Origin of the sequence: Aestuariivita boseongensis, from assembly GCF_001262635.1 — a bacterium.
Taxonomy (GTDB): Bacteria; Pseudomonadota; Alphaproteobacteria; order Rhodobacterales; family Rhodobacteraceae; genus Aestuariivita; species Aestuariivita boseongensis.
Genome location: NZ_JXYH01000031.1, coordinates 1 through 23,693, shown reverse-complemented (window position 1 = coordinate 23,693; position 23,693 = coordinate 1). Strand labels below are relative to the sequence as shown.

Sequence of the window (23,693 nt, the reverse complement as noted above, 5' to 3'; positions counted from 1 at the left end):
TGAGGAGCAGCCCGTGCGTGGGATCAAGGCCGACGCTGCGTCGTTGCGGGTATGCCGGGCTTAAGCCCGGCCTACGCTTACCCCTGAAGCGCCTTCACGCCCACATCCCCTTCGGCCTGTGCCTTGATCGCCTGCACGGCGGCCACGGAGGCTGCGGCCGTCGTGAAATAGGGGATCTTGTCATAAAGCGCGATGGAGCGGATGGATTTACTGTCTTCCACCGCCTGTGCGCCTTCGGTGGAGTTCATCACCAGCTGCACGCCGCCGTCTTTCATCAGGTCGGTGACATCGGGGCGGCCCTCATAGACCTTGTTGACCTGTTTGCAGGGGATGCCTTGTGCGTCCAGCCAGGCCTGCGTGCCGCGTGTGGCGACCAGCGTAAAGCCCAGATCCACAAGGGTTTGTGCGGCGGTCGTCATGTCGCCTGTCTTGTCGGCGTCCTTGATGGAGATGAAGGCGCAGCCCTCCGACGGCAGCACCATGCCAGCGCCCATCTGGGCCTTGAGGAAGGCGCGGGGGAAGTCGCGGTCCCAGCCCATAACCTCGCCGGTGGAGCGCATTTCAGGGCCAAGGATCGTGTCAACACCGGGGAAGCGGGCGAAAGGCAGCACAGCCTCTTTCACCGAGAACCACGGCATGTTCGGGTCGGCCAGCGTCATCGGATCGGCCAAGGGCAAAGTGGTGTCGTAGGAGGCGTTCGCGTCATAGGGCGGGCGCATCGGGAAGGCCGAGAGTTTTTCGCCTGCCATGATCCGTGCAGCGATGGAGGCGATGGCTGAGTCGGTTGCCTTTGCCACAAAGGGCACGGTGCGGGAGGCGCGGGGGTTTACCTCGATCAGGTATACCTCGCCGTCCTTGATGGCGAATTGGACGTTCATCAGGCCCACGACGTTAAGCGCCTTGGCCAGCGACACGGTCTGGCGCTGGACCTCTTCGAGAATGTCTTTCGGCAGGGAGTAGGGCGGGAGGGAGCACGCGCTGTCGCCGGAGTGCACGCCCGCCTCTTCGATATGCTGCATGATGCCGGAGACATGGACCTGTTCGCCGTCGCAAAGCGCGTCGACGTCCAGTTCGACCGCGCCGGAGAGGTAGCTATCAAGCAGAACGGGGCTGTCGCCCGAGACGACGACAGCCTCGGAGATATAGCGTTCCAGCTGCGCCTGATCGCGCACGATTTCCATCGCCCGGCCGCCTAGGACGTAGGATGGACGGATCACCAGCGGGAAGCCGATATCACCTGCGATGTCCAGGGCTTCTTGGTCGGAATGGGCGATGCCGTTTTTGGGCTGTTTCAGGCCCAGCTCGTTCACCAGTTGCTGGAAGCGTTCCCGGTCTTCGGCCAGGTCGATGGCGTCGGGCGTGGTGCCAAGGATCGGGATGCCGGCATCGTGTAGCGCATTGGCCAGCTTCAGCGGTGTCTGACCGCCGAATTGCACGATCACACCGTGGAGCGTGCCGTTTTGCTGTTCGACCCGCAGGATCTCCATCACATGTTCGAAGGTGAGGGGCTCAAAATAAAGCCGGTCGGAGGTGTCGTAATCCGTCGAGACCGTCTCGGGGTTGCAGTTGACCATGATCGTCTCATAGCCCGCATCCGACAGCGCGAAACAGGCGTGGCAGCAGCAATAATCGAACTCGATCCCCTGGCCGATCCGGTTGGGGCCGCCGCCAAGGATGACGACCTTTTTGGCGTTTGACGGACGGGCCTCACATTCGACCTCGCCCATCATTGGGGCCTCGTATGTCGAATACATATAGGGCGTTTGCGCCTCGAACTCGGCGGCGCAGGTGTCAATGCGTTTGAAGACGGCCGTCACGCCCAGATTGTGCCGCGCTCGGCGGACGTTGTCTTCGTCGCGGCCGGTCAGCTTTCCAAGCCGGGCGTCGGTAAAGCCCAGCATCTTGACGGCCCGCAGGCCCTCTTCGGTGGTGGGCAGGCCGTTTTTCTTCAGATCTTCTTCGGCCTCGATGATCTCGCGGATGCGGGCGAGGAACCACGGGTCGAACATGGTGACGGCGTGGATCTCGTCATCACTCATGCCGTGGCGCATGGCCTGCGCGATGGTGCGCAGACGGTCGGGGGTTTGCAGGCTGATGGCCTTGATGAGAGCGGCCTTGTCCGGTGCGCCGGGGATGTCGATTTCGTCAAAGCCGGTGAGGCCGGATTCCATCGACGCCAGCGCCTTTTGCATCGACTCGTGGATGGTGCGGCCGATGGACATGGCTTCGCCCACGGATTTCATCGCGGTGGTCAGGTAGGGTTCTGATCCGGGGAATTTCTCGAAGGCGAATTTCGGGATCTTGGTGACGACATAGTCGATGGTTGGCTCGAACGAGGCCGGCGTGACCTTGGTGATGTCGTTATCAAGCTCGTCGAGCGTGTACCCCACGGCAAGTTTTGCGGCGATCTTGGCGATGGGGAAACCCGTGGCCTTGGAGGCCAGCGCCGAAGACCGCGACACGCGCGGGTTCATTTCGATCACGACCATACGGCCATCTTCGGGATTTATCGCCCATTGCACGTTCGACCCGCCGGTTTCCACTCCGATCTCGCGCAGAACGGCAATGGAGCCGTTGCGCATGATCTGGTATTCCTTGTCGGTCAGCGTGAGCGCCGGTGCCACGGTGATGGAATCGCCGGTATGCACCCCCATCGGATCGACGTTTTCGATGGAACAGACGATGATGGCGTTGTCGGCTTTGTCGCGCACGACCTCCATCTCGTATTCTTTCCAGCCCAGCAGGCTTTCATCGACAAGGATCTGCCCCACGGGGGAGGCATCCATGCCCGAGCGGCAATAGTGGATGTAGTCTTCGCGGTTATAGGCCACGCCGCCGCCGGTGCCGCCAAGGGTGAAGGCTGGGCGGATGATGGCGGGCAGGCCGATGTCTTCCAGCGCGTCGAGTGCCAGGGCCACACCGGCCTCAAGATCCGCTTTGCCGTTTTTCTTGGGGGCTGTGACGATGGTGGCCTTGGGGTTTTCCAGCCCGATCCGGTCCATCGCCTCGCGGAAGAGCTTGCGGTCTTCGGCCATTTCGATGGCGTCGCGTTTCGCGCCAATCATCTCGACCCCGAATTTTTCCAGCACGCCCATCTCTTCAAGCGCCAGCGAGGTGTTCAGACCGGTCTGGCCGCCCATGGTGGGCAAGAGCGCGTCGGGGCGTTCCTTTTCGATGATCTTGGCAACGATCTCAGGGGTGATCGGTTCGATATAGGTGGCATCGGCCAGGCCCGGATCGGTCATGATCGTGGCAGGGTTCGAGTTGACCAGGATCACCCGATACCCTTCCTCGCGCAGCGCCTTGCAGGCTTGCGCGCCGGAATAGTCGAACTCGCAGGCTTGACCGATAACGATGGGCCCTGCGCCGATGATCATGATGGATTTGATATCGGTTCTTTTTGGCATGGCAGCGACCCTTCCGTTTCGGGCACCCCCTGCGCCCAAATTGTCCTGCGTTATAGGGATGGGGACGCCATGTGCAAGGGGGAAGGTTGCGCCGTATCGGATCGAAATGCGGGTGCGTGCGCAGCTTTAGTCAAATGTCAGCAAAATTTGCCCCATATTGAGACCATCTGATGCGTGAAGCGGTTGGGCAGGCAATTGCGGGCCTTCTGGGGAGAAGGCTTTCAGACCTAAGCTCAGACAGGGGGCGATTTTGTTGCCCCCTGTTTGATGTGTGTCAAGTTGAGTTGACATAAAATGTGTAAACTTCCGGCGAGAGGGAGTGTCACATGCGAATTCTATTCATTCATCCGAATTACCGATCCGGCGGGGCCGAGATTGCAGGAACGTGGCCTCCGGCCTGGGTGGCGTACCTGTCGGGTCATCTGCGCAAAGCCGGGTTTGACGATATCCATTTCATCGACGCGATGACCGACGATATCGACGATGGGTCGCTGGGTCTTCAGATTGCGGCGCTGCAGCCTGATGTGGTGGGCGTGACGGCGATCACACCATCGATCTATCGGGCGGAAGAGGTCTTGCGGCTGGCTCAGGAACACGCCCCGGACGCGGTGCGCGTCTTGGGCGGTGTGCACGCGACCTTCATGTACAAACAGGTTCTGTCCGAGGCGCCCTGGGTCGACGTGATCGTGCGCGGCGAGGGGGAAGAGATCTGCACCGCGCTGATGGAGGCGATCCGCGATGGCAGCTGGCCCGAGGAAAGGCACGCGATCAAGGGGCTGGCTTTCCGCGATGGTGAGGAGATCGTGGCGACGCCTGCGGCCTCGACGGTGAAAGACCTTGAAGCGATCAAGCCCGACTGGTCGGTGCTGGAATGGGAGAAATACATCTATATCCCGCTGGGCACGCGGGTGGCGATACCGAACCTGGCGCGGGGTTGCCCGTTCACCTGTTCGTTCTGTTCGCAATGGAAATTCTGGCGCGATTACCGCGTGCGCGATCCCAAGGCCGTGGTGGATGAAATCGAGGATCTGGTGGAAAACCACGGCGTCGGTTTCTTCATTCTGGCGGATGAGGAACCCACCATTAACCGCAAGAAATTCATCGCGTTTTGCGAGGAACTGATCGCGCGTGACCTGCCGCGCCGGGTGAAATGGGGGATAAACACGCGGGTGACCGATATCTATCGCGACCGCGATCTGCTGAAATTCTACCGCAAGGCGGGGCTGGTGCATGTGAGCCTTGGCACCGAGGCCGCCGCGCAGATGAAGCTGGATATCTTCAACAAGGAAACCAAGGTCGACGAGAACAAGAATGCCATTCGCCTGCTGCGGGAGGCCGATATTCTGGTGGAAGCGCAGTTCATCGTGGGGCTGGATAACGAAACGCCTGAGACTTTGGAAGAAACCTATCAGATGGCCTGGGACTGGCAGCCGGATCTGGCGAACTGGTCGATGTATACGCCCTGGCCCTTCACGCCGCTGTTTCAGGAGTTGAAGGATCAGGTCGAGATCTTCGATTTTTCGAAATACAATTTCGTCACACCCATCATGAAACCCGCCGCGATGGAGCGGGGGGAACTGCTGGACGGGGTGATGAACAATTACCGGCGCTTTTACATGAAAAAGGCGCTGTTTCATTACCCCTGGCGTGGCACCGGGTTCCGGCGGCGGTATCTGTTGGGATGCCTCTATGCGTTCCTGAAAGCCGGGTTCCAGCGGACATTCTATGATCTGGGCAAGGCGGGCTATTGGGGGCCGCAGACGAAGAATTCGGTCGATTTCCATTTCGACGAAACCCGCGAGATCGCCGAGGCGCAGATGGCCGATTGGGAAGCCAGCGCCGATAAGGCGGCGAAAGCGGCAGAGCGGCGGGAGGCCCTGCGGGCGCAAGGCAAGGAGCGCGCGCGGGAACGGTCTTTCAAATTGCCGAACGGCGCAGAGGTGAAGGCCTGCGGTGGCGGATCGCAGCAGATGGAGGACGCCGATGGCTGAGACGGCCATGATCGGACCCAATGCGATCCTGCAGATGGTGCCGGTTCTGGATCAGCTGGGCGGGTTAAAGCTGCGCACCGAAGTCCTGACGCGCGCAGGGATTTTCGAATTGCCCACAGGCGAGGAGATGATCCCAGAAGGCCCCGCCGCGCGGCTGCATGCCGAGGTGCGACGGTCTTTGCCCGATATGGCCCCTGCGCTGGCCTGGGCGGCGGGGCGCGCGACGGCGGATTACATCTTGGCGCATCGCATCCCGCCCAAGGCGCAATGGCTGTTGAAACGTCTGCCTGCGGCGCTGGCGGCGTGGCTTTTGGCCCGCGCCATCCGCGATCATGCCTGGACTTTTGCCGGATCGGGGCAATTCCGATTGGTTTCGAGATATTGTTTTGAAATCGAGAACAATCCGGTGGTGCGGGATGAAACCGCCGATCACCCGCTGTGCGATTGGCACGCGGCGGTTTTCGCGCGGCTGTATCAGGTGCTGGTGCATCCCGATTTCATCTGTGAAGAGGTCGAATGCACCGCGCAGAACGGCCATCCCTGCCGGTTTGAACTGCGCCGCTGCTCGGGGCGGCTGAAGCAGCGGCGGGTGTGACAGGTGTCAGGATAGGCCCCGACCAACGCTATTCCGCTGCGTGGCGCTGGGCTGCGTCCTCCTGGTAAAGATAATCACGCGTGAGCGGCACCACATCGCGCTTATGAGCCAGTTGCAGGTGATAAACGCATTGTTCCTGCTGTTCGAAGCCCATGATGCAAGCGGTCAGGTAATAGCGCCACATGCGGATGAACCTGTCGTCATACCATTCGCGCACGGTATCCAGATTGGCGTCAAATCGCTTGCGCCACTCGCGTAAGGTCAGAGCGTAATGCATCCGCCAGACCTCGATATCCGATTGCCAGAGGCCCGAACGTTCCAGCGCCGGCAGAAGTTCGGAGAGCGAGGGGACATAGCCGCCGGGGAAGATGTATTTGTGGATCCAGGGACTGTGCGACATGGGCGGTGACACGCGCCCGATGGTATGGATCAGCGCGATGCCGTCGGGATCCAGCAGGTCGGCCACCTTGCCGAAATAGTCGCCGTAATGCGGCAGGCCCACATGTTCGAGCATGCCCACGCTGACAATCCGGTCGAAACGTTCGGACAGATCGCGGTAATCCATCAGCCGGAATGTGATCTTGTCGGAGAGCCCCGCCTTGGCCGCGCGGACTTGCGCCGTCGCAAGCTGATTTTCCGACAGCGTCACGCCGGTGACCTGCGCGCCATAGTCCCGCGCCAGCGTCAGCGCCATTCCGCCCCAGCCGCAGCCGATATCCAGAACCCGCATGCCCGGTTCGATCATCAGCTTGGCGGCGATATGGTGTTTCTTGGCCGTTTGCGCCTCTTCCAGGGTCATGGAGGGATCGCGGAAATAGGCGCAGGAATACTGCATATCCTCGTCCAGCATCAGCCGGTATAGATCGTCCGAGATGTCATAATGATGCGCGACATTGGCCTTGGCGGATCGTGAGCTGTTGCGCTGGATCCAGGCGCGGGCGTGAAAGCGGAACTGGTCGATCGCGCGGACATAGGCGGGCAGGGCATCGGGCCTGCGATTGGCCAGAAGAACCGTCAGAAGCGCCTCAAGCTCTTCATTGCCGCCGATCTCGATCGAGCCGTCCATATAGCCTTCGCCAAGGGTCAGTTCGGGCTCGATGCAGAGCGCTTTCAGCGGCGCATCCGTGCGGATTTGCATGGCCGCACGCGGCTCACCCTGCCCATAGATGCGCGTTTCCCCATCGGGAAAGGTGATGGTCAATTGCCCCTGGCGGATCAAACGCCGGGCCATGCGGTCAAGTAATTTTGTCCACATCTTCGCTCACCCTTTGTCAAAGCGCCCACCCCAGCGCGGCCTGAAAAACAGTGATTCTGGGGAAGAAGGTTAACGGCAAATGCGATTCGGCCCAAATTTTCCGATGTTTGCGGCGGCGTTACGCGGGTTTTTGGGGTATTTTGAGCCAGAAAGAAGCAGCAGGCGGGGCTCTGGCATGAGCCTGTGGCTTTGGTGCGGGGGTTCGCGCAGGTGAGGCGGGGCGCAGGCCGCCATCGGGTTGACTTCCCGGCCCATCCAATGTGTATCGGCGCGACGCAGATCCCCTGAGTTTAAGGATACGTTTCATGCACGCCTATCGCAGCCATACTTGCGCAGATCTGAACGCGTCCCATGTGGGCCAAACCGTGCGGCTTTCGGGCTGGGTGCACCGGGTCCGCGACCATGGCGGCGTGCTGTTCATCGATCTGCGGGATCATTTCGGCATCACCCAGGTGCTGTGCGACCCGGACAGCCCCGTGTTCAACGAGGTCGAAAAGCTGCGCAGCGAATGGTGCATCCGGATCGACGGCGAAGTGAAGGCGCGGGACGAAAGCCTGGTGAACCCCAAGATCCCCACTGGCGAGATCGAGGTGTTCATCCGCGATATGGAAGTGCTGGGTGCGGCGTCGGAATTGCCGTTGATGGTGTTTGGCGATCAGGAATATCCGGAAGAAACACGCCTGCGCTATCGGTATCTGGACCTGCGCCGCGAGGTGATGCAGCGCAACATGACGCTGCGGTCGGATGTGGTGGCGTCGATCCGCAAGCGCATGTGGGAAATCGGGTTCCGGGAGTATCAGACGCCGATCATCACCGCGTCTTCCCCTGAAGGCGCGCGCGATTTCCTGGTGCCGTCGCGTCTGCATCCGGGCAAGTTCTATGCGCTGCCGCAGGCGCCGCAGCAGTTCAAGCAACTGATCATGGTCAGCGGGTTTGACAAGTATTTCCAGATCGCGCCCTGTTTCCGCGATGAGGATCCGCGCGCGGATCGCTCGCCCACTGATTTCTATCAGCTGGATATGGAGATGAGCTTTGTGGAACAGCAGGACGTTTTCGACACGATCCAGCCCGTTCTGCAGGGCATTTTCGAGGAGTTCGGCGGGGGCCGGAAGGTCGACACCGACTGGCCGCAGATTTCCTATCGCGATGCGGCCCTGTGGTATGGCACCGACAAGCCCGATCTGCGCAACCCGATCAAGATGCAGGATGTGTCGGAGCATTTTCGCGGCTCGGGCTTTGCGATCTTCGCCAAGCTGCTGGAGCAGGAAGGCACGCAGATCCGGGCGATCCCGGCACCCACGGGCGGGTCGCGCAAGTTCTGCGACCGGATGAATGCCTTTGCCCAGAAAGATGGGCTGCCGGGGATGGGCTATATCTTCTGGCGCGATCAGGGCGAGGGGATGGAGGCCGCAGGGCCTTTGGCCAAGAACATCGGGCCTGAGCGGACCGAGGCGATCCGCCAGCAGCTGGGCCTTGATGTGGGCGACGCGGCGTTTTTCCTGGGTGGCAAACCCGCTGCGTTCGAAAAGGTCGCGGGTAAGGCGCGCGATGTGATCGGCGAGGAGCTGGGTCTGACCGACAAGGACCGCTTCGCCTTTGCCTGGATTGTGGATTTCCCGATCTATGAGAAGGACGAAGAAACCGGCGAGATCGACTTTGAGCATAACCCGTTTTCCATGCCGCAAGGCGGGATGGAGGCGCTGAACGGCGATCCGCTGGACGTTCTGGGATATCAGTACGATCTGGCGTGCAACGGCTATGAGCTGGTGTCGGGTGCGATCCGGAACCACAAGCTGGAAATCATGATCAAGGCGTTCGAGATCGCGGGCTATGACGAAGCCGAAGTGCGCAAGCGTTTTGGCGGCATGGTCAACGCGTTCCAATATGGCGCACCGCCTCATGGCGGTTGTGCGGCCGGCATCGACCGGATCGTGATGCTGCTGGCTGATACGGTGAATATCCGCGAAGTGATCATGTTCCCGATGAACCAGCGCGCGGAAGACCTGATGATGAACGCGCCCAGCGATCCCACAAGCGATCAGCTGATGGAGCTGGGTCTACGGGTCATCCCGCAGGAGTAATGGCCGCTTGGCGGCTTCCTGCAAGGCGGCTAGGGTCGCGCCATGAGTGATGACATGACTTTGGGCGCGCGGGTGCCGGATTGGGCCCCACCGCCCGTCCCCGATCCTGATCTGACATGCGAGGGCCGCTATGCGCGGCTTGAGCCGTTGCGTGCCGATGTCCATGCGGCGCTGCTCTATCGGGTTTTTGACGGGCAGGATGCGGTCTGGACCTATATGCCCTATGGGCCGTTTTCCTCGGCCGCGCAGTATCATCGCTGGGTGCGCGATGTGGAAGGCAAGCCTGATCCGTTCTTCATGGCGATCTATGACAAGGAGCGCGGCGCCTGGGGCGGTGTGGCGTCATTCCTGCGGATCACGCCCGAGGCCGGCACGATCGAATTGGGCCATATCGCCATGTCGCCGTCATTGCAGCGCACCCGCGCAGCGACCGAGGCGCTGTTTTTGATGATGGATTGGGCGTTCGAGGCGGGCTATCGCCGGTTCGAATGGAAATGCAACGCGCTGAATATCGCGTCGCGGCGGGCAGCGCAGCGGCTGGGGCTGAGTTACGAGGGCGTCTTCCGTCAGGCCGCCGTGATCAAGGGGCGCAACCGCGACACGGCGTGGTTTGCTGCGATCGACAGCGAATGGCCCGCGTTGCGCGAGGCCTTCACCATGTGGCTGTCACCCGCGAATTTCGACGCACACGGGCGGCAGGTTGAGCGGTTGAGCGATCTTACACAGCTGGTGCGCGTGGCCTCTGACCCCGTGCTTTGATCACATCGCCCATTTCCGCTGCAGCCGTTCCTGAACCAGCCCCGCCACCCGCGCCGCATCGGCGGTGACAGGCCGGCCCATGGCGCGGGTTTCCGCCAGTTGCCGCGCGGCCAGAGCCAAAGCGTCATCCGCCGCGCTGCGCGCCACACCGCCGATGAATTGCGCGGCGTAATCCAGCATCTTTTCATCGCTGGTATCGGTCAGCACCTCGGCCGCGTGAGCCATGTCGTCGCGGAAGGCCATCGGGTCGGGGTCAATCGCCTCGTCATTCAGGCTGCGGGGGCCGGAGGGCTGCTGATCGGCGGGCAGGCGCGACAGGATTGCCTCCTGAAAGATGGCGAGGCTGTGGATGGGTTTGGCCAGAAACCCGTCAGCGCCTGCCGCGAGTGCGGCCTGTTCGGACACGTCATCCCCGGAGCAGGCCAGCAGCACGCCAACGCGGGGATGAGCCTGATCCAGTTCGGCGATCAGATCAAGGCCCGACCCGTCGGGCAGACCCAGATCGACCACCACGCCAGAGGGGCGATAGACCTGCAGATGCCGGCGGGCAGCGCGCAGGCTGTCGGCGCGTCGGATGCGCGCACCGCTGCGCAGGCACAGAAGGCGCATCGCTTCGGACGCATATCGGCTGTCTTCGACCAGAAGGATGGTCAGGCCCAAAAGCGGGCGCGCGGCGGTGGGTTTTTGCAGGCGGGCGGCAAAGGGATCCGAATCGTCCATCAAGGGCTCCTTGGCTTGTGATGGGTCGAGCTTGGCGCAATTTCGGCTAACAGCAGGTTAACGTGCCCGACGGGCCTTGCCCCGGCGGGTGCAAATCCCCATAACCGGCCCGAGATCAGGATGAAGGAGACCCCCGAGATGATCGGCCGTTTGAACCATGTCGCCATTGCCGTACCGGATCTGGAGGCCGCCGCGGATCAGTATCGCACCGCTTTGGGCGCAAAGGTGGGCGCGCCACAGGACGAACCCGATCACGGTGTGACCGTCATCTTCATCGAATTGCCCAATACCAAGATCGAACTTCTGTATCCCTTGGGCGAAGACAGTCCGATCAAGGGGTTTCTGGAAAAGAACCCTTCGGGCGGCATTCACCATGTCTGCTATGAGGTCGATGACATTCTGGCCGCCCGCGATCACCTGAAGGAAACCGGCGCCCGCGTGCTGGGAACCGGAGAGCCCAAGATCGGCGCCCATGGCAAGCCGGTGCTGTTCCTGCATCCCAAGGATTTCAACGGCTGCCTTGTGGAGCTTGAACAGGTCTGAGCCCTTGCGGGCGCGGGCTTTGCCCCTACCTGTTTTTTGCAACGTCTATGACAGGAGGCCTTGATGGGCATCACATCGGCTTTGGTTCTTTATGCCGTGATCTGGTTCATGACCTTTCTGGTCGTGCTGCCCGTCCGTGTGGAAACGCAAGGCGATACCGGCGATATCGTGCCAGGCACCCATGCGGGCGCGCCGGAGCATCATCACCTGAAGAAAAAGGCCTGGATCACAACCTGCGTGGCTTTTGTGCTTTGGGCGATCACGTCGGGGATCATTCTGTCGGGCTGGGTGACGGTTGATGATTTCGACCTGTTCCACCGGGTGTTTGGCGGCACGCCCTGAGCCAGATCCTGCTGTGAAAGGCGCGCCTAACGCGCGCCCTCAAGCTTGTGGAAGATATGGGTGAAGGTGGCGGCCCCCAGGATCGGGATCACCAGGTTCACCAGGGGCACAGACAGCGGAATGGCCATCAATGCACCGGCCAGCCAGATGGTGCCGGAATGTTTGCGCCTGAGCTCTTTCGCGCCGGCCCGGCCCACGCGGCGCATGGCGGCCAGGGTGAAATACTCCCGGCCCAGCAGGAAGCCGTTCAAACCCCAGAAGATGAAGGGCGCGGCTGGGGTGAAGATGATATAAAGCACGATCGCCAGCAGGTTCGCGGCGATCAGCACCCCCAGAAAATTCACCGTATCGCGCAGCGCATCGGCAAAAGGCACCGGGCTGACGGCGGGCAGTCTTGGGTAATGGCGCGCTTCGACCGCGTCGGCGACAGTGTCGAGAAACATCGACGTGATGGCAGAGGCCACCGGCACCATCAGAAAGACCGACAGAACCAGCATCACCAGCACCGATGAGGCGCTGAGGATATCGTCCACCCAGGTCACGGGGCCGATCAGGGGCAGGCCGACCTCATCTGTGACAAGGCTTTGAACAAGCGTCAGCAAGCCCGCCGTGGCCCCGATCAGCAGCGCCAGCGTCAGCGCGATGCCCAGGACAAGCACGCGGCGAAACGCACGGTCGCCCATCTGGCCCAGAGCCGCAAAGAAGGACGAGAAGATTACCGGGAGTGCCATGCGGTGATCGCCTCCACATCCGGGCGCGGGCGTTCGGGCGGGGCGCTTTTTTCAGTGCCGATATGGATGATGCCCGCAACGCGCTCCTGCGGGGCAAGGCCTAGGCCGGTCGCGCAAAACTCGGCATCGTGGGAGGGCCAGCCCGACAGCCAGTTGGCCCCCCAGCCTGCGGCCAGTGCCGCATTCAGCAGTGCCAGACAGACCGCACCCGTGGAATAGGTCTGCTCAAGTGCGGGAATCTTTTCCGACGGTTTGGGGCTTTCGACAACGACGACGGCCAGGTTGCCCATGTCGAACTGGTTTTGGGCTTTGGTGATGTCTTCCTCGGACTTGCCCAGGGCTGCGCCGCGCTCGGCCACCAGAGCCGAAAGACGGGTAAAGACGGCCCCTTCCAGCACGATGAACCGCCACGGCTCCAGCTTGCCATGATCGGGCGTGCGCGCGGCCGCCGTCAGAAGCGTCATCAGCGTGTCACGGTCCGGGACGGGCGCTTGCAGCGTCTTGGCCGGGCGTGACCGCCGGGTAAGAAGGAAATCAAGCGCGGCCTGGTTCTTGTCGGGCATATGTGAAGCCTTTTTACATTCAGCTGTGCTGGGTATCTCGGTCATCCCGGCGGGGATTTCAAGGGGCAGGCGGGGATTTGACCCGCGCAAACCAAAGTCGCGGGTGTCGCGTTCAGAGAAGCTCTTTCGCCAGATGCGCGACCTCGGATTCAAGGAAATCGGCGAAGCGGCCCCTGGGCTGGCGGGTTTTCAGATTGACCTCAAGCGGATCCGGGGCGGTGATCTCGCTGCCCGCAAGCGTGGCGATGGTGGCATGGCCGCAGAAGGGCACATAGACCTCGGAATAACCGCCTTCATGGACCAGAACGAGCTTTCCGCCGCACAGAGCCTCTGCCGCGTCCATGATCTGCCGGGTCAGCGTGGCAAAGCCATCCGCGGTCAGCATCATCCGCGCCAGCGGGTCGATGGCCGAGCCGTCAAAGCCGCAGGCAACGATGATCATGTCGGGCTGGAACCGGTCCAAAGCGGGCCGGACGATCTGCTCCATCACCTGCGCGTAACAGGCATCGCCCGCGCCGCCGGGCAGGGGGATGTTGATGTTGAAGCCCTCTCCCGCCCCTTCGCCCCGATCGGTGATCGCGCCGGTATCCAGGGGGTAATTGCCTTCCTGATGGATCGAGATCGTCAGCACATCGTCGCGGTCATAGAAGATCGCCTCGGTCCCGTTGCCGTGATGGACGTCCCAATCCAGAACCGCCACGCGGCCCAGGCCATGATTAGCCTTTGCCGCCTCGATGGCAATGGCGATATTGGCCATCAGGCAAAAGCCATTGGGGAAATCGGGAAGGCAGTGATGCCCCGGCGGGCGCGACAGCGCATAGGCATTGTCCAGCGCCCCGGTCCAGACCTGTTCAACTGCCGCCTTGGCAAGGCCCGCCGACAGGGCGGCATGTTCATAGCCGCCCTTGGCAAAAGGCGTGCGCAGGCCCAGTTCGCCGCCGCCCGCGTCGGACATGCGTTTGAATTCATCCAGATAGGTTTCGGGATGCACGCGCAGCAGATCTTCCCGCGTCGCCTCGGGCGCGGATTGCGCGGCAAGTTCCGCCGTCAGCCCCGTCACATCCATCAGGTTCTTCAGCCGGCGCTTGGTCTCCGGGCTTTCGGGCAAGCCGCCCGCCGCCATCGGCTGAACCAGACCGCCCAGAGGCAGGGTGAAGGCGTAATTGCCGCCGCCATGCCAGAAACAGCGTTCATCCCAGAAAAAGCCGGTTGCCATGGTCTGCCCCCCCTCAGGCCGTGTCATTGGGTTTGCGCAGCGCATAGACCCCTTCAGGCAGGTCCAGCGCGGCGGCCAGATCGCGCAACTGCTCGGGCGACAGGGTGATTTTCTGCACCCGGTCCGTGCGCGGATCCCATTGTTCAAGTGTCACGCATTCCGCGAAGGAATTGATGGTGACATCTTCCTGCAGGGGCGTCTCGCCCTCGTCCACAAGGGTGATGACGGTGGCGTCAAATTCATGCTCGATCGTAAACATGCCCGCACCGTGAAGCGGCGCGCGGAAATTTGCAAGCGCACGGCTTAGTGATCTGATCTGGTGGAACATGTGGTCTATGTTTATCGTCCGACACGAGAACGAATTCTGAGTTCCGGAGAGATCATGCCGCTTGCGCGCGCCCTTTTTGCCTTTTGTGCCCTGATCGGCCTTGTGGCCTGTGATGTGCCTGCCCCTGTTCCCGGCCCGGCGGGCCAAACACCCAGCGTGCAGCCCGCTGGCCCGCAAATGTCGCCGGATGAGGCCGCGCGCGCCTTCGTCAGCGTGGTCCGCACGATGGAACCGGTGGCCGAGCGTGAGTGCCGCAACCGCACGCGGGGGGTGAACTGCGATTACCTGATCGTTGTGGACGACCGGCGCAACCAGCCGCCCAACGCCTTCCAGACGCGGGACGAGAACGGCCGCCCCATCATCGCCTTCACCATCGGTCTGATCGCCCAGGCGCGGAATGCAGATGAATTGGCCTTTGTCATGGGGCATGAGGCGGCGCATCACATCCTGGGGCATATCGATCGCCAGCAGCGCAACGCGGCTGCAGGCGCGGTGATCTTTGCCGGGCTGGCGTCGCTCACCGGCGGGGCGGGGGCGGATCTGGAATCGGCCCAGCAGATCGGGGCCTTCGTGGGCTCGCGCAGCTATTCCAAGGAATTCGAGCTGGAAGCGGATCAGCTTGGCACGATCATCACCCACCGGGCTGGGTACAACGTGCTGCGGGGGGCGGAGTTCTTCAATCGCATCCCCGATCCCGGCAACCGCTTTCTGGGCACCCATCCCCCCAATGCGCAGCGGATGCAGGTGGTGCGCGCCACGCTGAACCAGCTTTAGGGTATCTAGCGCCGCAAGCGCTGTTCCTGCACCGGCTTTGACCTCGATCAAGGGCAGGCGGTGTGGAAAGCCGATATGGTCGTCGCAAACGTCCTGAAGGGAGAGGGACATGACGACGACCAAAAACCTCAAGACCCATGCCGCATTGGTGGACCAGATGGCCCAGGCCGTTGGCGTCGATCTGGAGGAGGCCGTTCTGAGCGGTGCGGCAAAGTTCGACGAGCTGGCGGACGCCGTGTTGCGCTGCACGGGCTGTTCGGATCCGGGCCATTGCGCGGGCTGGCTTGCGCAGGAGGCCGAGCGCAGCGCGCCCCCGGCCTATTGCCGGAACCTCGATCTGTTCAAATCCCTCAAGGCCGGAGAGCCATCGTGAAACCGCTTGGACGCATGCGGGACCATTTCTGGCGGGCCAAACGCATGGGGCAGGCCACCGATCTGGACCTGGTGGGCGCCCATGCCGATGGGGTGCTGAGCCAGCAGGATTGGGCCGATATCGTGAAAACGTGTCAGGGCTGTGGCTGGGGTCCGCGCTGCGATGAATGGCTGGCCAGGAACAATGGTCAGGGCTGCGCGCCCGCGTCCTGCCTGAACCGGGCGCGGCTTGAAGAACTCAAGCGCAGGAGGTTGGACGCCGTCTCGTGACCATACAGGGCGATATCGAGGAGCATTTTTGGCTGACCCGCTCGGTCGCGCGCACCGTCGGTATCAATCTCGGAGATGCGATGGCCGCGGGGCAGATAACGCCCGATGACTACAGCCACATGGTTGTCCGCTGCTTCAGAGCCGGATGCACCGCGCGCTGCGCGGAATGGTTGGGACAACAGCCCGGAGGCTGCGCGTCGGAACCGCCCCCGTTCTGCGTTCACACCAATCAGTTAAGGGCGTTGCGGCGCAACTGACGCCGCTTGTGCCAGCGATAGATCAGCGGGGCCAGAATGTGGTCATAGACCGCGCTGGCCATCTGTCGGATACCCGGCAGGCCGATCACCCGCGCGAGCGGGCGATATCGCGGCATGTCTTCCCACAGAACCAGGAAGGCGGGGATGCCCGAGACCAGCTTGCCGTCTTTCAGCACATAGAGCCTGCGCGCGGCCTGATCGCGGGTCAGGCCCCAATCGCTGAGTTCTCCGCTGTTGAGGTCCTCGAACCCGATGGGCAGGGCGGTCTTGCGCGCATAGGCGGCATAGTGATCGATCTCGAAACTGCAGACCGGACATTCTGCGTTGTAAAGCACGCGCGTCTGGGCGGTATGTTCATTCGTTTCCGTCATGTCCGCTCAGATAAACCGCACCGCGCCCGGATACAGAGGCGCGATGCCGCAGTGGCCCGCTCTGTCACAATGCGTTGTGGGATCCGTCGCACATCGGGCTTTTGCCGGTCGCCTTGCAGCCGCAGAAATAGACGGTGCGGTCTTTCTCGGCGGTGTATTTCACCGGGCTGAATTCGGTGTCCTTGTGGCTGCCGTCGCAGAAGGGCTGCTTGCTGGATTTGCCGCAGGCGCACCAGAAATAGGTTTTTCCGCTGGTGACCTCGACAGGAAAGGGAGCTTTTTGCGCGATGATGGGGGCGTCTGACATCTGGCTGGTGTCCTTTTTGCTGTGTCCCGCGTCAATCTAGAGCGCGCGTCAGATTTTTCGAAAAATCTGACGCCCTAGGCCTGCTGGGTCACCCAGACCCCCAGCGCCATCAGGCCGATCCCGGCCGCGCGCGTCATTGACAGCGGGCTGATCTGCGCGCCGAACAGGCCGAAATGGTCGATCGCGGCCGCGCTGATCAGCTGGCCGATCAGCACGAAGAACACCGCGTTGCCCACCCCGAAATGCGGCGCGATATAGGTGACCGACAGCACATAGAATGCCACCAGCGCGCCCCCCAGAAACAGGTGTCGGGGCGCATCAACGGCCTTCAGCAAAGCCGCAGGCCCTGTGACCACAGCCGCGGTCGCACCTACGCTGAGAGCCACCACGAACAGGATCGCCGCCGCCGCCGCCGGAGAGCCCATATGTTGACCCAAAGCCGCGTTCAGGGCGGCCAGAAGGGGAATGCCCATTCCTGCGATCAGCATGATAATGGCATAATGCGCCATGGCGAATTCCTGCATCTGGGATGTTTGATCTGGATCATGGTGAGCCGCGCCGCTCTGGGCAAGCTTGAACCGACGCGAGCGAACAAAAAGACCATCAGATGCGCCTGTTGATGATGTCCATCCCCTATCTGGCCCTGGCAGGGCTTGCCACCTGCGCCCCTGTTCCGCGGGCCGAGGGGGCAAAGCTGTTCGCGCGCAACTGCGCGGCCTGCCACGGGGCTCAGGGGCGCGGCGACGGCCCTGAAGCGGCCGCTCTGCCGCGTGCGCCCGCGGATCTGACTCAGATCGCGGCGCGCAATGACGGGGTTTTCCCAGCTGCGGATGTGATCGCGGTGATTCACGGCTATCGCGGGCAGAACCTGCATGCTTTGATGCCGGAATTCGGCAGCCTGCTGGAAAGCCCTGACGTCCTCTGGACCGACCCGGCGACCGGAGAGAGAATACCGACACCATCGGCACTGGTGGCGCTGACCGATTACGTGAACGACCTGCAAAGCCAATAAGTACAGCACAACACCCAAGGAGAGGCACATGAAACAGAAAATGACAGCGGCAATCGCATTGGCCTGCCTGAGCCTTGCCGGTGCGCCCGCAACCGCACAGGAGGCCGAACGGGGTGCAGAATACTATCTGCAGCATTGCGCCACCTGCCACGGGCTGGATGCCATGGGCAATGGCCCCATGGCCGGAGTGCTGCTGGTGCAGCCCACCGATCTGACCCGGCTGAGCGCGGGCAATGACGGTGTTTTCCCCATCATCCGCGTCGTCATGCGGATCGACGGGCGTGATCCGCTGGTCAGCCATGGCAGTCCCATGCCTGTCTATGGTCAGTTCTTTCAGCAGGGGCCGGATGTTGCACTCAAGGCGCCTTCAGGCCAACCTATTCTGACCAGTGAGCCGATCAGCGATCTGGTGGCCTATCTTCAATCCCTGCAAGGTGACCTGTGAGCCGCATGAAACTGACCTATCCCGCCCTTTGGCTGACTGCATTCGCGCTGGGCGCCTGCGCAATGCAGAACGAAATGCCCCAGCCGCGTGAGGGCGCAAAGCTTTTTGCCGATAACTGCACCGCCTGCCATGGCTTCCGCGCCGATGAAGAGGCGGTGCTGATCGGCGGCCAGACCGCGCCCAACCTCTCGCGGATTTCCGCGCGCAATGGCGGCGAGTTTCCCCGCGCGGCGGTGCTGTCGCAGATCGACGGGTTCTCGCGCGGGTCACATGCGGGCGAAGTGATGCCTGAATTCGGAGCTGAACTGACCGGCCCGCTGGTACCGGTGGATATCGACGGCACGCTCACCCCGACGCCACGCCCGCTGGCGGCGCTTCTCGCCTATCTGGAGGATATCCAGGAGTAACGCCGCGCCTCAGTCGCAGATGCCCCGCAACTCCGCGTCTTTCCATGGCAGGACCACGTCATGGGCGCGGGACTGGGGCAGGGTGGCGACGGGAAAGGCCTGCTCCAGCATCGCATGCAGCCGCTTGGTGCGCGCCGCCTCGGGGGCAAGGGCACGGCAGCAGACATATTCCTCGACGATCGCGCCCTGCTGTTCATAGCCATAGTCCAGAAAATCATGGTCGACCGTGGCGTCGAACAGATAGGGATCGTCGCTGCGGCTATGTTCGGCGGCGGCCTTCAGCGGGTGATATCCGGTGGTGGCGCGGTTTTGCCATTGCCAGACATGGGTCATCTCATGGGCCAGCAGCATCGCCTCGATCAGATGAAGCCGCTCGGGGTACCTGGGCATATAGTCTTCCAGATACCAGTCCTTGGTGAAATGGATGCGGTTGAATAGCACCACCGCTGCGGGCCGGGAGGTGACGATATCGGATTTCGGCGGTGGCAGGATGCGTTCGCGGCAGGTCACGCGCGGGCGCGCAGGCCGTTTGAACGTGACCGAGCCCACCAGCGCCCCTTTGGCCACGCGCACCCGGTCCAGATCGACGGCGGGCCCGTGGATTTTCTGGGCAAAGGCGCGTTCCGTCTCGGTCAGCGGGCGACCGCAGCCGCTGATCAGCAGTATCGCACAGATCGCGGCGAGGGATATCAGGGAACGCAGGCGCATGGGCCGATTGGGCCTGCAAGTGGCGGCGAAATCAAGACCTATCGACGCGGGCCGCGTGCTTAGGGGGCGTAGAGCGTGGCATTGGCGGTGGCGATCAGCTTCCCACTGGTCTCTTCGCTCATCTCGGCGCGAGCGAACAGCAGCGCCTTGCCCGAGCGCACGATCATCGCCTTGCACAGGATCGCGCTGCCCACGCCGGGGCGCAGGAATTGCGTGTCGAGGTTGGTCGTGGCGTAGAGCTTCAGCTCTCCAGCCCGTGCGATTGCGGCCAGAACCATCGTCGTGTCGGCCAGCGCCGCCAGCGCCTGGCCGCTGACGATCCCGCCCACGCGCGCCAGATGATCTCTGAGCGGCATGCGGAAAAGGCTGTAATCCTGAGCGGTTTCAAGGGTTTCGATGTCCAGAGCCTTGACCCATGGGGCAAAGTTCTCGTCCAGAATGGTTTGGATGCCTTGCGGTGTCATGGGGCGAGAGTGGCGCAGCGCGCGCCATCAGGCAATGGCGGAATTGCGCGGGATCGTCTCAGCGCATTTCGGCCAGGGACTTGCCCAGCCGGAAGGGGGCGGCGAAGGCCACCATGCACAGCGCGGCAATCTGCAGGAGCAGGATCCCGGCATTGGCTTGCAGGAATTCCCATTCCTCTTTCAGCCGGGCGACCTGGGTGATCAGCGCCTCGTAGGACGTGGCCAGAACCTGGTAATCCGCCGCCACTGCAGGCCGTCTGTCCCGCAGGGTGGTGATGGCCGCGCGGGTCGCGTCGTCCTGCGCGGTGAAGACAAGAAACTCTGCGGGATCAAAGGCTTGTACCTCCTCCTGCATGTCGGCCAGATCCATGTCAGAGCCCGAACTGCCCAAGACGAAATGCAAACCGCTGAGGGGGCGGGCGGCCTCGGTGATGGAGATGAACAGCGGCAGGTCGGCATTGCTGGCGGTGGAGGCCGAGAGGAAATCGGTCCGCTCGCAAAAAAGCGCGGTCTGGGCGTCGGCGGGCGTCTGGCAATAGCGCAGGCGGAACCGCGCGGCGTCGCGATCAAAGGCGGCGGTGGCGGCGTAGGCCACGTCGATCTGACGGTCGAGACGGGAGCTGTCCGTCTGGTAAACCCCTGCAATCACAGCAGTAATCGCGCCGAACCCGCCCAGCACGACCCAGAGCAGATCGGCGTATTTCCAGGCCCGCGCCTCGGCCGGTTGGCGGAAGATCAGAGCGGTGCCGAGGCAGCCTGAGACGAAGAACAGGGCGATCAGAAGTAGTTGATTTTCCGCGATAAACATCATGGGGCAGCTTAGGCATGCAAGGGCTTGCCGGGCAAGACAGGGCGCGCAACAATGCTGTGTGAAAGGGGGGCGTTATGTTCATAGAAATCGTGGAATTTGACCGGCCTGAGGGCTTTTCCGATGATGATCTGCTGGAGGACGGGCGCAGCACGATCCCCCGCTGGAAGGGCTTTAAGGGATTGATCCGAAAGCATTTTGTGACCGATGGCCCAAAGGTTCTGGGTGTCTATGTGTGGGAAACGCGGGATGCGGCGGAGGAGGGGCACAACGCCGCCTGGATCGAGGCGTTTACCAAACGCACCGGGGTGCCGCCGAAGCTGCGGCTTTACAACATGTTCATGGAAATCGACAACGCCGCCGGTGAGGTGCGCGAATACCCCATGGAGTAGGCGCACAGGGGATTCTTGTGCATTTTGTACAAGGTTCAGGCGGGCGATTGTGCGTTTTGTACCCCCTTTGGAGGGGATGGCGGCACACGTCCCGCCTTATTCGATCATGTCGACGCGGGTTGCGTGGCGGCCGCCTTCGAATTCCGCGTTGAGGAACGCGTCGACGATGTCGAACGCCAGCCCCTCACCCACGACCCGCGCGCCGATGGCGAGCATGTTGGCGTTGTTGTGTTCCCGGATCATGCGGGCGCAGAACGTGTCGGAACAGACCCCGCAGCGGATACCGGGAACCTTGTTCGCGGCCATCATGATGCCCTGGCCTGTGCCGCAAAGGATGATGCCCAGATCAGCCTTACCTACGGCCACCTGTTCAGCGGCGGCTTTGCCATGGATCGGGTAATGGGTGCTTTCAGAGGTGGTGGGGCCGATATCGGTGACCTCGTGGCCTTGGGTTTTTAGGTGCGCTGCGATGGCCTGACGCAGGTCGATGGCGGCGTGGTCGGAGGAGAGGACGATGCGGGGCATGGGTTTTCCGGCGTTGTTGTAGGGTGGGTGCTAACCCACCGTGCGCATCGGGTAAACCGGGAATGGTGGGTTGGCACCCACCCTACACGTTTGATTAACCGTTCCGCGATTATCGGGTGGCATGTCGCAGTACATTCGGGCGCGTGTGCCGGGGGCCACGTATTTCTTTACGGTAAACTTGGCGGACCGGCGGTCGCGCGCCTTGGTCGAGGATGTGGACGTGTTGCGCGCGGCGGTGGCGGAGGTGCGCGGCGCTCGCCCGTTTCACATCGATGCAATGGTGGTTTTACCGGATCATTTGCACGCGGTTTGGACGATGCCCGAGGGCGACAGCGATTTTTCGACCCGGTGGAAGGAGATCAAGACGGCGTTCACCAAGCGGTCGGGACGGGTTGGGCGGTGCAGTTCGAGCAAAGCGCGGAAGGGTGAACGCGGCGTGTGGCAGCGCCGGTTTTGGGAGCATTTGGTGCAAGACGAGACGGATTATGCGCGGCACGTGGAATATTGTTGGGGCAATCCGGTAAAACATGGATATGTCGCGCGGGCGATTGATTGGCCGTATTCGTCGATCCACCGGGATATCCGGTTGGGGCGCGTGTCGTCGGAATGGGCAGGCACATGCGCCGACGGGAATTTCGGAGAGTAGGGTGGGTGCGAACCCACCGGGGCGGAACGATGTAGGGTGGGTGTTAACCCACCGATGGCGCGGCATTGGGTCGGCGGGGTTATGGTGGGTTGGCACCCACCCTACGCTTGCTTTCTAAAACCGAACGAATCTCGACGGCTTCGCGTAACAGTTGGTCAATTTCTTCAAGCGCAACTCTTATTGCGCGCTCTGAAATAGCCTCCTGATACTCGAACCACCGGCGGTCGTTGCCTTTGCCTCTGGGAAAATAGTGCGCGACCCTAATCCCATCAGTCTTATCGTCGATAAAAAACGCCCCATGCGCTGCAAGATTTCTGTTTTCGACGCCATCAGCAATTTTGTTAGCCAACAAGTGGATCCTTAAGCCGACGGGTGCATGGCACTTGCGTGAACACTTTCGCAATCTGCTTATGAGTTTTTGAGTTATTTTCTTGAATTCTAGCGTTTGGATAAGTTGGTCATTGGATGTCTCGTCAATACCTTCGGCTAACATCACAATTTGCCATATCGCCAACTCTAGGTGAGCTGCAGACTGCAAATAGATTCCTATGCTCGTTAGTAATCGAGCTGGCAACATCTTTTCGACCAGAGTCTGGCTCAAACTATACTGCGCCCCTCAAACATCCAACTCCTCCACAAACCGGGCGTTCTCCTGAATATACTGGAACCGCAATTCCGGTTTCTTCCCCATCAGTTGCTCCACCAGATCGCCGGTTTCGCCTGGCTCGTCCTCGTCAATCGTGACGCGGATCAATTTGCGGGAGGCGGGGTCCATCGTGGTTTCCTTGAGGTCTTTAGCATCCATCTCTCCCAACCCCTTAAAGCGGGAGACGTCGATTTTGCCTTTGCCGCCCAGCCCTTTTTCCAGCCACTGATCGCGTTCGGCCTCGTCCAGGCAATAGACGCGTTTGGCGCCTTGGGTCAGGCGGAAGAGGGGCGGGCAGGCGAGGTACAAATGCCCTGCGTCGATCATCGGGCGCATCTGGGTGAAGAAGAACGTCATCAGCAGCGACGCGATATGGGCGCCGTCCACATCGGCATCCGTCATGATGATGACCTTATCATAGCGCAGATCGTCGATGTTGAATTTGGTGCCCAGCCCCACGCCCAGAGCCTGCGTCAGGTCGGAGATTTCGGCGTTTGAGCTGAGTTTGTTCGACGCCGCCCCCAGCACGTTCAGGATCTTGCCCCGGAGCGGCAGGAGGGCTTGGGTTTTCCGGTCGCGGGCCATTTTGGCGGAGCCGCCCGCGCTGTCGCCTTCGACGATGAACAGCTCGGTGCCCTCTCGCGCGTTTTGCGAACAATCGACCAGTTTGCCCGGCAGGCGGAGCTTCTTGGTCGCGGATTTCCGGGCGGTTTCCTTTTCCTGGCGGCGGCGAATGCGTTCTTCGGCGCGCAGGATGA

Annotated in this window: 31 protein-coding genes; 15 read left to right on the top strand and 16 right to left on the bottom strand. The window is 61.9% G+C overall.

Translation table 11 applies throughout. From position 1 onward, the window contains the following. Window positions 1–77 precede the first annotated feature (77 nt). Window positions 78–3,407, bottom strand: a complete 3,330-nt coding sequence (gene carB / locus TR61_RS12645) for a carbamoyl-phosphate synthase large subunit (protein WP_050930440.1) — start codon at window positions 3,405–3,407, stop codon at window positions 78–80. 326 nt (window positions 3,408–3,733) lie between these two features. Between carB and bchE the strand changes: the two genes are divergently transcribed. Then, complete coding sequence (gene bchE, locus TR61_RS12640; RefSeq protein ID WP_050930439.1) at window positions 3,734–5,398, top strand: magnesium-protoporphyrin IX monomethyl ester anaerobic oxidative cyclase; 1,665 nt, start codon at window positions 3,734–3,736, stop codon at window positions 5,396–5,398. Next, window positions 5,391–5,993: a bacteriochlorophyll 4-vinyl reductase gene (gene bchJ, locus TR61_RS12635; protein ID WP_050930438.1), complete on the top strand. Its 603-nt coding sequence runs from the start codon at window positions 5,391–5,393 to the stop codon at window positions 5,991–5,993. Before bchE ends, bchJ begins: the two co-directional genes overlap by 8 nt. A gap of 28 nt (window positions 5,994–6,021) precedes the next feature. Here bchJ and TR61_RS12630 read toward each other — a convergent pair whose 3' ends face one another. After that, the gene (locus TR61_RS12630; protein ID WP_245626885.1) at window positions 6,022–7,224 is read right to left on the bottom strand and encodes an SAM-dependent methyltransferase; all 1,203 of its coding nucleotides are present in this window, start codon (window positions 7,222–7,224) and stop codon (window positions 6,022–6,024) included. Window positions 7,225–7,553: 329 nt separating this feature from the next. Here TR61_RS12630 and aspS point away from each other — a divergent pair, with 329 nt between their 5' ends. Beyond that, on the top strand, window positions 7,554–9,329 hold the full coding sequence (gene aspS, locus TR61_RS12625; RefSeq protein WP_050930436.1) for an aspartate--tRNA ligase: 1,776 nt from the start codon (window positions 7,554–7,556) through the stop codon (window positions 9,327–9,329). Window positions 9,330–9,371: 42 nt separating this feature from the next. Beyond that, a complete protein-coding gene (locus tag TR61_RS12620) occupies window positions 9,372–10,088 on the top strand; it encodes a GNAT family N-acetyltransferase (protein WP_050930435.1) in 717 nt (238 codons plus the stop codon). On the opposite strand, the gene TR61_RS12615 is transcribed toward TR61_RS12620, so the two are convergent. Continuing rightward, window positions 10,089–10,808 carry a response regulator gene (locus TR61_RS12615; protein ID WP_050930434.1) on the bottom strand — a complete coding sequence of 240 codons (720 nt, stop codon included), beginning with the start codon at window positions 10,806–10,808 and terminating at the stop codon, window positions 10,089–10,091. A 138-nt stretch (window positions 10,809–10,946) separates the two neighbouring features. Here TR61_RS12615 and mce point away from each other — a divergent pair, with 138 nt between their 5' ends. Both mce and TR61_RS12605 read left to right on the top strand, forming a co-directional pair. Further along, a complete protein-coding gene (gene mce / locus TR61_RS12610; protein ID WP_050930461.1) occupies window positions 10,947–11,351 on the top strand; it encodes a methylmalonyl-CoA epimerase in 405 nt (134 codons plus the stop codon). 63 nt (window positions 11,352–11,414) lie between these two features. Next, window positions 11,415–11,693, top strand: a complete 279-nt coding sequence (locus TR61_RS12605; protein ID WP_050930433.1) for a DUF1467 family protein — start codon at window positions 11,415–11,417, stop codon at window positions 11,691–11,693. A gap of 26 nt (window positions 11,694–11,719) precedes the next feature. Here TR61_RS12605 and TR61_RS12600 read toward each other — a convergent pair whose 3' ends face one another. From TR61_RS12600 to TR61_RS12585, 4 genes are all read right to left on the bottom strand, one after another. Next, complete coding sequence (locus TR61_RS12600; RefSeq protein WP_050930432.1) at window positions 11,720–12,424, bottom strand: EI24 domain-containing protein; 705 nt, start codon at window positions 12,422–12,424, stop codon at window positions 11,720–11,722. Further along, a complete protein-coding gene (locus TR61_RS12595; protein WP_050930431.1) occupies window positions 12,409–12,987 on the bottom strand; it encodes a nitroreductase family protein in 579 nt (192 codons plus the stop codon). The genes TR61_RS12600 and TR61_RS12595 overlap by 16 nt, the downstream gene beginning before the upstream one ends. A gap of 112 nt (window positions 12,988–13,099) precedes the next feature. Next, window positions 13,100–14,203, bottom strand: a complete 1,104-nt coding sequence (locus tag TR61_RS12590; protein ID WP_050930460.1) for a class II histone deacetylase — start codon at window positions 14,201–14,203, stop codon at window positions 13,100–13,102. Window positions 14,204–14,216: 13 nt separating this feature from the next. After that, window positions 14,217–14,462, bottom strand: coding sequence for a hypothetical protein (locus tag TR61_RS12585; RefSeq protein ID WP_050930459.1), 246 nt, complete (start codon window positions 14,460–14,462; stop codon window positions 14,217–14,219). 123 nt (window positions 14,463–14,585) lie between these two features. Here TR61_RS12585 and TR61_RS12580 point away from each other — a divergent pair, with 123 nt between their 5' ends. The 4 genes from TR61_RS12580 (at window position 14,586) to TR61_RS20390 (ending at window position 16,204) form a co-directional block, all read left to right on the top strand. After that, window positions 14,586–15,305: a M48 family metalloprotease gene (locus tag TR61_RS12580; RefSeq protein WP_050930430.1), complete on the top strand. Its 720-nt coding sequence runs from the start codon at window positions 14,586–14,588 to the stop codon at window positions 15,303–15,305. 109 nt (window positions 15,306–15,414) lie between these two features. Continuing rightward, window positions 15,415–15,678: a DUF6455 family protein gene (locus TR61_RS12575; protein WP_050930429.1), complete on the top strand. Its 264-nt coding sequence runs from the start codon at window positions 15,415–15,417 to the stop codon at window positions 15,676–15,678. Further along, on the top strand, window positions 15,675–15,947 hold the full coding sequence (locus tag TR61_RS12570) for a DUF6455 family protein (RefSeq protein WP_157440906.1): 273 nt from the start codon (window positions 15,675–15,677) through the stop codon (window positions 15,945–15,947). The genes TR61_RS12575 and TR61_RS12570 overlap by 4 nt, the downstream gene beginning before the upstream one ends. Then, the gene (locus TR61_RS20390) at window positions 15,944–16,204 is read left to right on the top strand and encodes a DUF6455 family protein (RefSeq protein ID WP_082181956.1); all 261 of its coding nucleotides are present in this window, start codon (window positions 15,944–15,946) and stop codon (window positions 16,202–16,204) included. The genes TR61_RS12570 and TR61_RS20390 overlap by 4 nt, the downstream gene beginning before the upstream one ends. Here the strand turns inward: TR61_RS20390 and TR61_RS12565 are convergent. The 3 genes from TR61_RS12565 to TR61_RS12555 form a co-directional block, all read right to left on the bottom strand. After that, a complete protein-coding gene (locus TR61_RS12565; RefSeq protein ID WP_050930427.1) occupies window positions 16,177–16,575 on the bottom strand; it encodes a thiol-disulfide oxidoreductase DCC family protein in 399 nt (132 codons plus the stop codon). The two genes, TR61_RS20390 and TR61_RS12565, sit on opposite strands and share 28 nt — an antisense overlap. 64 nt (window positions 16,576–16,639) lie before the next feature. Continuing rightward, the gene (locus tag TR61_RS12560) at window positions 16,640–16,882 is read right to left on the bottom strand and encodes a CDGSH iron-sulfur domain-containing protein (protein WP_050930426.1); all 243 of its coding nucleotides are present in this window, start codon (window positions 16,880–16,882) and stop codon (window positions 16,640–16,642) included. Window positions 16,883–16,956: 74 nt separating this feature from the next. Then, window positions 16,957–17,391 (bottom strand): DMT family transporter, encoded by a 435-nt coding sequence (locus TR61_RS12555; protein ID WP_050930458.1) that lies wholly within the window; start codon window positions 17,389–17,391, stop codon window positions 16,957–16,959. Between the two features lie 98 nt (window positions 17,392–17,489). Between TR61_RS12555 and TR61_RS12550 the strand changes: the two genes are divergently transcribed. Genes TR61_RS12550 through TR61_RS12540 form a run of 3 tightly spaced genes read left to right on the top strand, consistent with a single transcriptional unit; the run spans window position 17,490 to window position 18,746 of the window. Beyond that, window positions 17,490–17,894 (top strand): c-type cytochrome, encoded by a 405-nt coding sequence (locus TR61_RS12550; protein ID WP_050930425.1) that lies wholly within the window; start codon window positions 17,490–17,492, stop codon window positions 17,892–17,894. Between the two features lie 28 nt (window positions 17,895–17,922). Continuing rightward, the gene (locus TR61_RS12545; protein ID WP_157440905.1) at window positions 17,923–18,339 is read left to right on the top strand and encodes a c-type cytochrome; all 417 of its coding nucleotides are present in this window, start codon (window positions 17,923–17,925) and stop codon (window positions 18,337–18,339) included. Between the two features lie 5 nt (window positions 18,340–18,344). After that, window positions 18,345–18,746: a c-type cytochrome gene (locus TR61_RS12540; RefSeq protein WP_050930424.1), complete on the top strand. Its 402-nt coding sequence runs from the start codon at window positions 18,345–18,347 to the stop codon at window positions 18,744–18,746. 9 nt (window positions 18,747–18,755) lie between these two features. On the opposite strand, the gene TR61_RS12535 is transcribed toward TR61_RS12540, so the two are convergent. Genes TR61_RS12535 through TR61_RS12525 form a run of 3 tightly spaced genes read right to left on the bottom strand, consistent with a single transcriptional unit; the run spans window position 18,756 to window position 20,729 of the window. Next, entirely contained in the window at window positions 18,756–19,454 is a 699-nt protein-coding gene (locus TR61_RS12535; RefSeq protein ID WP_050930423.1) for a hypothetical protein, read from the bottom strand. A 59-nt stretch (window positions 19,455–19,513) separates the two neighbouring features. Further along, window positions 19,514–19,918 (bottom strand): PaaI family thioesterase, encoded by a 405-nt coding sequence (locus tag TR61_RS12530; RefSeq protein WP_050930422.1) that lies wholly within the window; start codon window positions 19,916–19,918, stop codon window positions 19,514–19,516. Between the two features lie 58 nt (window positions 19,919–19,976). After that, on the bottom strand, window positions 19,977–20,729 hold the full coding sequence (locus tag TR61_RS12525) for a hypothetical protein (RefSeq protein ID WP_050930421.1): 753 nt from the start codon (window positions 20,727–20,729) through the stop codon (window positions 19,977–19,979). Window positions 20,730–20,803: 74 nt separating this feature from the next. Here TR61_RS12525 and TR61_RS12520 point away from each other — a divergent pair, with 74 nt between their 5' ends. Continuing rightward, complete coding sequence (locus TR61_RS12520) at window positions 20,804–21,118, top strand: hypothetical protein (protein WP_050930420.1); 315 nt, start codon at window positions 20,804–20,806, stop codon at window positions 21,116–21,118. A gap of 96 nt (window positions 21,119–21,214) precedes the next feature. Here TR61_RS12520 and rpiB read toward each other — a convergent pair whose 3' ends face one another. Beyond that, window positions 21,215–21,643 carry a ribose 5-phosphate isomerase B gene (gene rpiB, locus TR61_RS12515; RefSeq protein WP_050930419.1) on the bottom strand — a complete coding sequence of 143 codons (429 nt, stop codon included), beginning with the start codon at window positions 21,641–21,643 and terminating at the stop codon, window positions 21,215–21,217. 121 nt (window positions 21,644–21,764) lie between these two features. Between rpiB and TR61_RS12510 the strand changes: the two genes are divergently transcribed. Beyond that, on the top strand, window positions 21,765–22,289 hold the full coding sequence (locus TR61_RS12510; protein WP_050930418.1) for an REP-associated tyrosine transposase: 525 nt from the start codon (window positions 21,765–21,767) through the stop codon (window positions 22,287–22,289). A gap of 79 nt (window positions 22,290–22,368) precedes the next feature. Here TR61_RS12510 and TR61_RS19940 read toward each other — a convergent pair whose 3' ends face one another. Next, window positions 22,369–22,638 (bottom strand): KH domain-containing protein, encoded by a 270-nt coding sequence (locus TR61_RS19940; protein ID WP_157440904.1) that lies wholly within the window; start codon window positions 22,636–22,638, stop codon window positions 22,369–22,371. A gap of 267 nt (window positions 22,639–22,905) precedes the next feature. Continuing rightward, the coding region (locus tag TR61_RS12500) for a toprim domain-containing protein (RefSeq protein WP_245626884.1) at window positions 22,906–23,693 on the bottom strand (788 nt) is incomplete at its 5' end.

Excerpts from the sequence above, each read along its gene's own strand:
- carB (WP_050930440.1), bottom strand. The coding sequence starts at position 3,407 with ATGCCAAAAAGAACCGATATCAAATCCATCATGATCATCGGCGCAGGG.
- bchE (WP_050930439.1), top strand. The coding sequence starts at position 3,734 with ATGCGAATTCTATTCATTCATCCGAATTACCGATCCGGCGGGGCCGAG.
- bchJ (WP_050930438.1), top strand. The coding sequence starts at position 5,391 with ATGGCTGAGACGGCCATGATCGGACCCAATGCGATCCTGCAGATGGTG.
- TR61_RS12630 (WP_245626885.1), bottom strand. The coding sequence starts at position 7,224 with ATGGCCCGGCGTTTGATCCGCCAGGGGCAATTGACCATCACCTTTCCC.
- aspS (WP_050930436.1), top strand. The coding sequence starts at position 7,554 with ATGCACGCCTATCGCAGCCATACTTGCGCAGATCTGAACGCGTCCCAT.
- TR61_RS12620 (WP_050930435.1), top strand. The coding sequence starts at position 9,372 with ATGAGTGATGACATGACTTTGGGCGCGCGGGTGCCGGATTGGGCCCCA.
- TR61_RS12615 (WP_050930434.1), bottom strand. The coding sequence starts at position 10,808 with ATGGACGATTCGGATCCCTTTGCCGCCCGCCTGCAAAAACCCACCGCC.
- mce (WP_050930461.1), top strand. The coding sequence starts at position 10,947 with ATGATCGGCCGTTTGAACCATGTCGCCATTGCCGTACCGGATCTGGAG.
- TR61_RS12605 (WP_050930433.1), top strand. The coding sequence starts at position 11,415 with ATGGGCATCACATCGGCTTTGGTTCTTTATGCCGTGATCTGGTTCATG.
- TR61_RS12600 (WP_050930432.1), bottom strand. The coding sequence starts at position 12,424 with ATGGCACTCCCGGTAATCTTCTCGTCCTTCTTTGCGGCTCTGGGCCAG.
- TR61_RS12595 (WP_050930431.1), bottom strand. The coding sequence starts at position 12,987 with ATGCCCGACAAGAACCAGGCCGCGCTTGATTTCCTTCTTACCCGGCGG.
- TR61_RS12590 (WP_050930460.1), bottom strand. The coding sequence starts at position 14,203 with ATGGCAACCGGCTTTTTCTGGGATGAACGCTGTTTCTGGCATGGCGGC.
- TR61_RS12585 (WP_050930459.1), bottom strand. The coding sequence starts at position 14,462 with ATGTTTACGATCGAGCATGAATTTGACGCCACCGTCATCACCCTTGTG.
- TR61_RS12580 (WP_050930430.1), top strand. The coding sequence starts at position 14,586 with ATGCCGCTTGCGCGCGCCCTTTTTGCCTTTTGTGCCCTGATCGGCCTT.
- TR61_RS12575 (WP_050930429.1), top strand. The coding sequence starts at position 15,415 with ATGACGACGACCAAAAACCTCAAGACCCATGCCGCATTGGTGGACCAG.
- TR61_RS12565 (WP_050930427.1), bottom strand. The coding sequence starts at position 16,575 with ATGACGGAAACGAATGAACATACCGCCCAGACGCGCGTGCTTTACAAC.
- TR61_RS12560 (WP_050930426.1), bottom strand. The coding sequence starts at position 16,882 with ATGTCAGACGCCCCCATCATCGCGCAAAAAGCTCCCTTTCCTGTCGAG.
- TR61_RS12555 (WP_050930458.1), bottom strand. The coding sequence starts at position 17,391 with ATGGCGCATTATGCCATTATCATGCTGATCGCAGGAATGGGCATTCCC.
- TR61_RS12550 (WP_050930425.1), top strand. The coding sequence starts at position 17,490 with ATGCGCCTGTTGATGATGTCCATCCCCTATCTGGCCCTGGCAGGGCTT.
- TR61_RS12545 (WP_157440905.1), top strand. The coding sequence starts at position 17,923 with ATGAAACAGAAAATGACAGCGGCAATCGCATTGGCCTGCCTGAGCCTT.
- TR61_RS12540 (WP_050930424.1), top strand. The coding sequence starts at position 18,345 with ATGAAACTGACCTATCCCGCCCTTTGGCTGACTGCATTCGCGCTGGGC.
- TR61_RS12535 (WP_050930423.1), bottom strand. The coding sequence starts at position 19,454 with ATGCGCCTGCGTTCCCTGATATCCCTCGCCGCGATCTGTGCGATACTG.
- TR61_RS12530 (WP_050930422.1), bottom strand. The coding sequence starts at position 19,918 with ATGACACCGCAAGGCATCCAAACCATTCTGGACGAGAACTTTGCCCCA.
- TR61_RS12525 (WP_050930421.1), bottom strand. The coding sequence starts at position 20,729 with ATGATGTTTATCGCGGAAAATCAACTACTTCTGATCGCCCTGTTCTTC.
- TR61_RS12520 (WP_050930420.1), top strand. The coding sequence starts at position 20,804 with ATGTTCATAGAAATCGTGGAATTTGACCGGCCTGAGGGCTTTTCCGAT.
- rpiB (WP_050930419.1), bottom strand. The coding sequence starts at position 21,643 with ATGCCCCGCATCGTCCTCTCCTCCGACCACGCCGCCATCGACCTGCGT.
- TR61_RS12510 (WP_050930418.1), top strand. The coding sequence starts at position 21,765 with ATGTCGCAGTACATTCGGGCGCGTGTGCCGGGGGCCACGTATTTCTTT.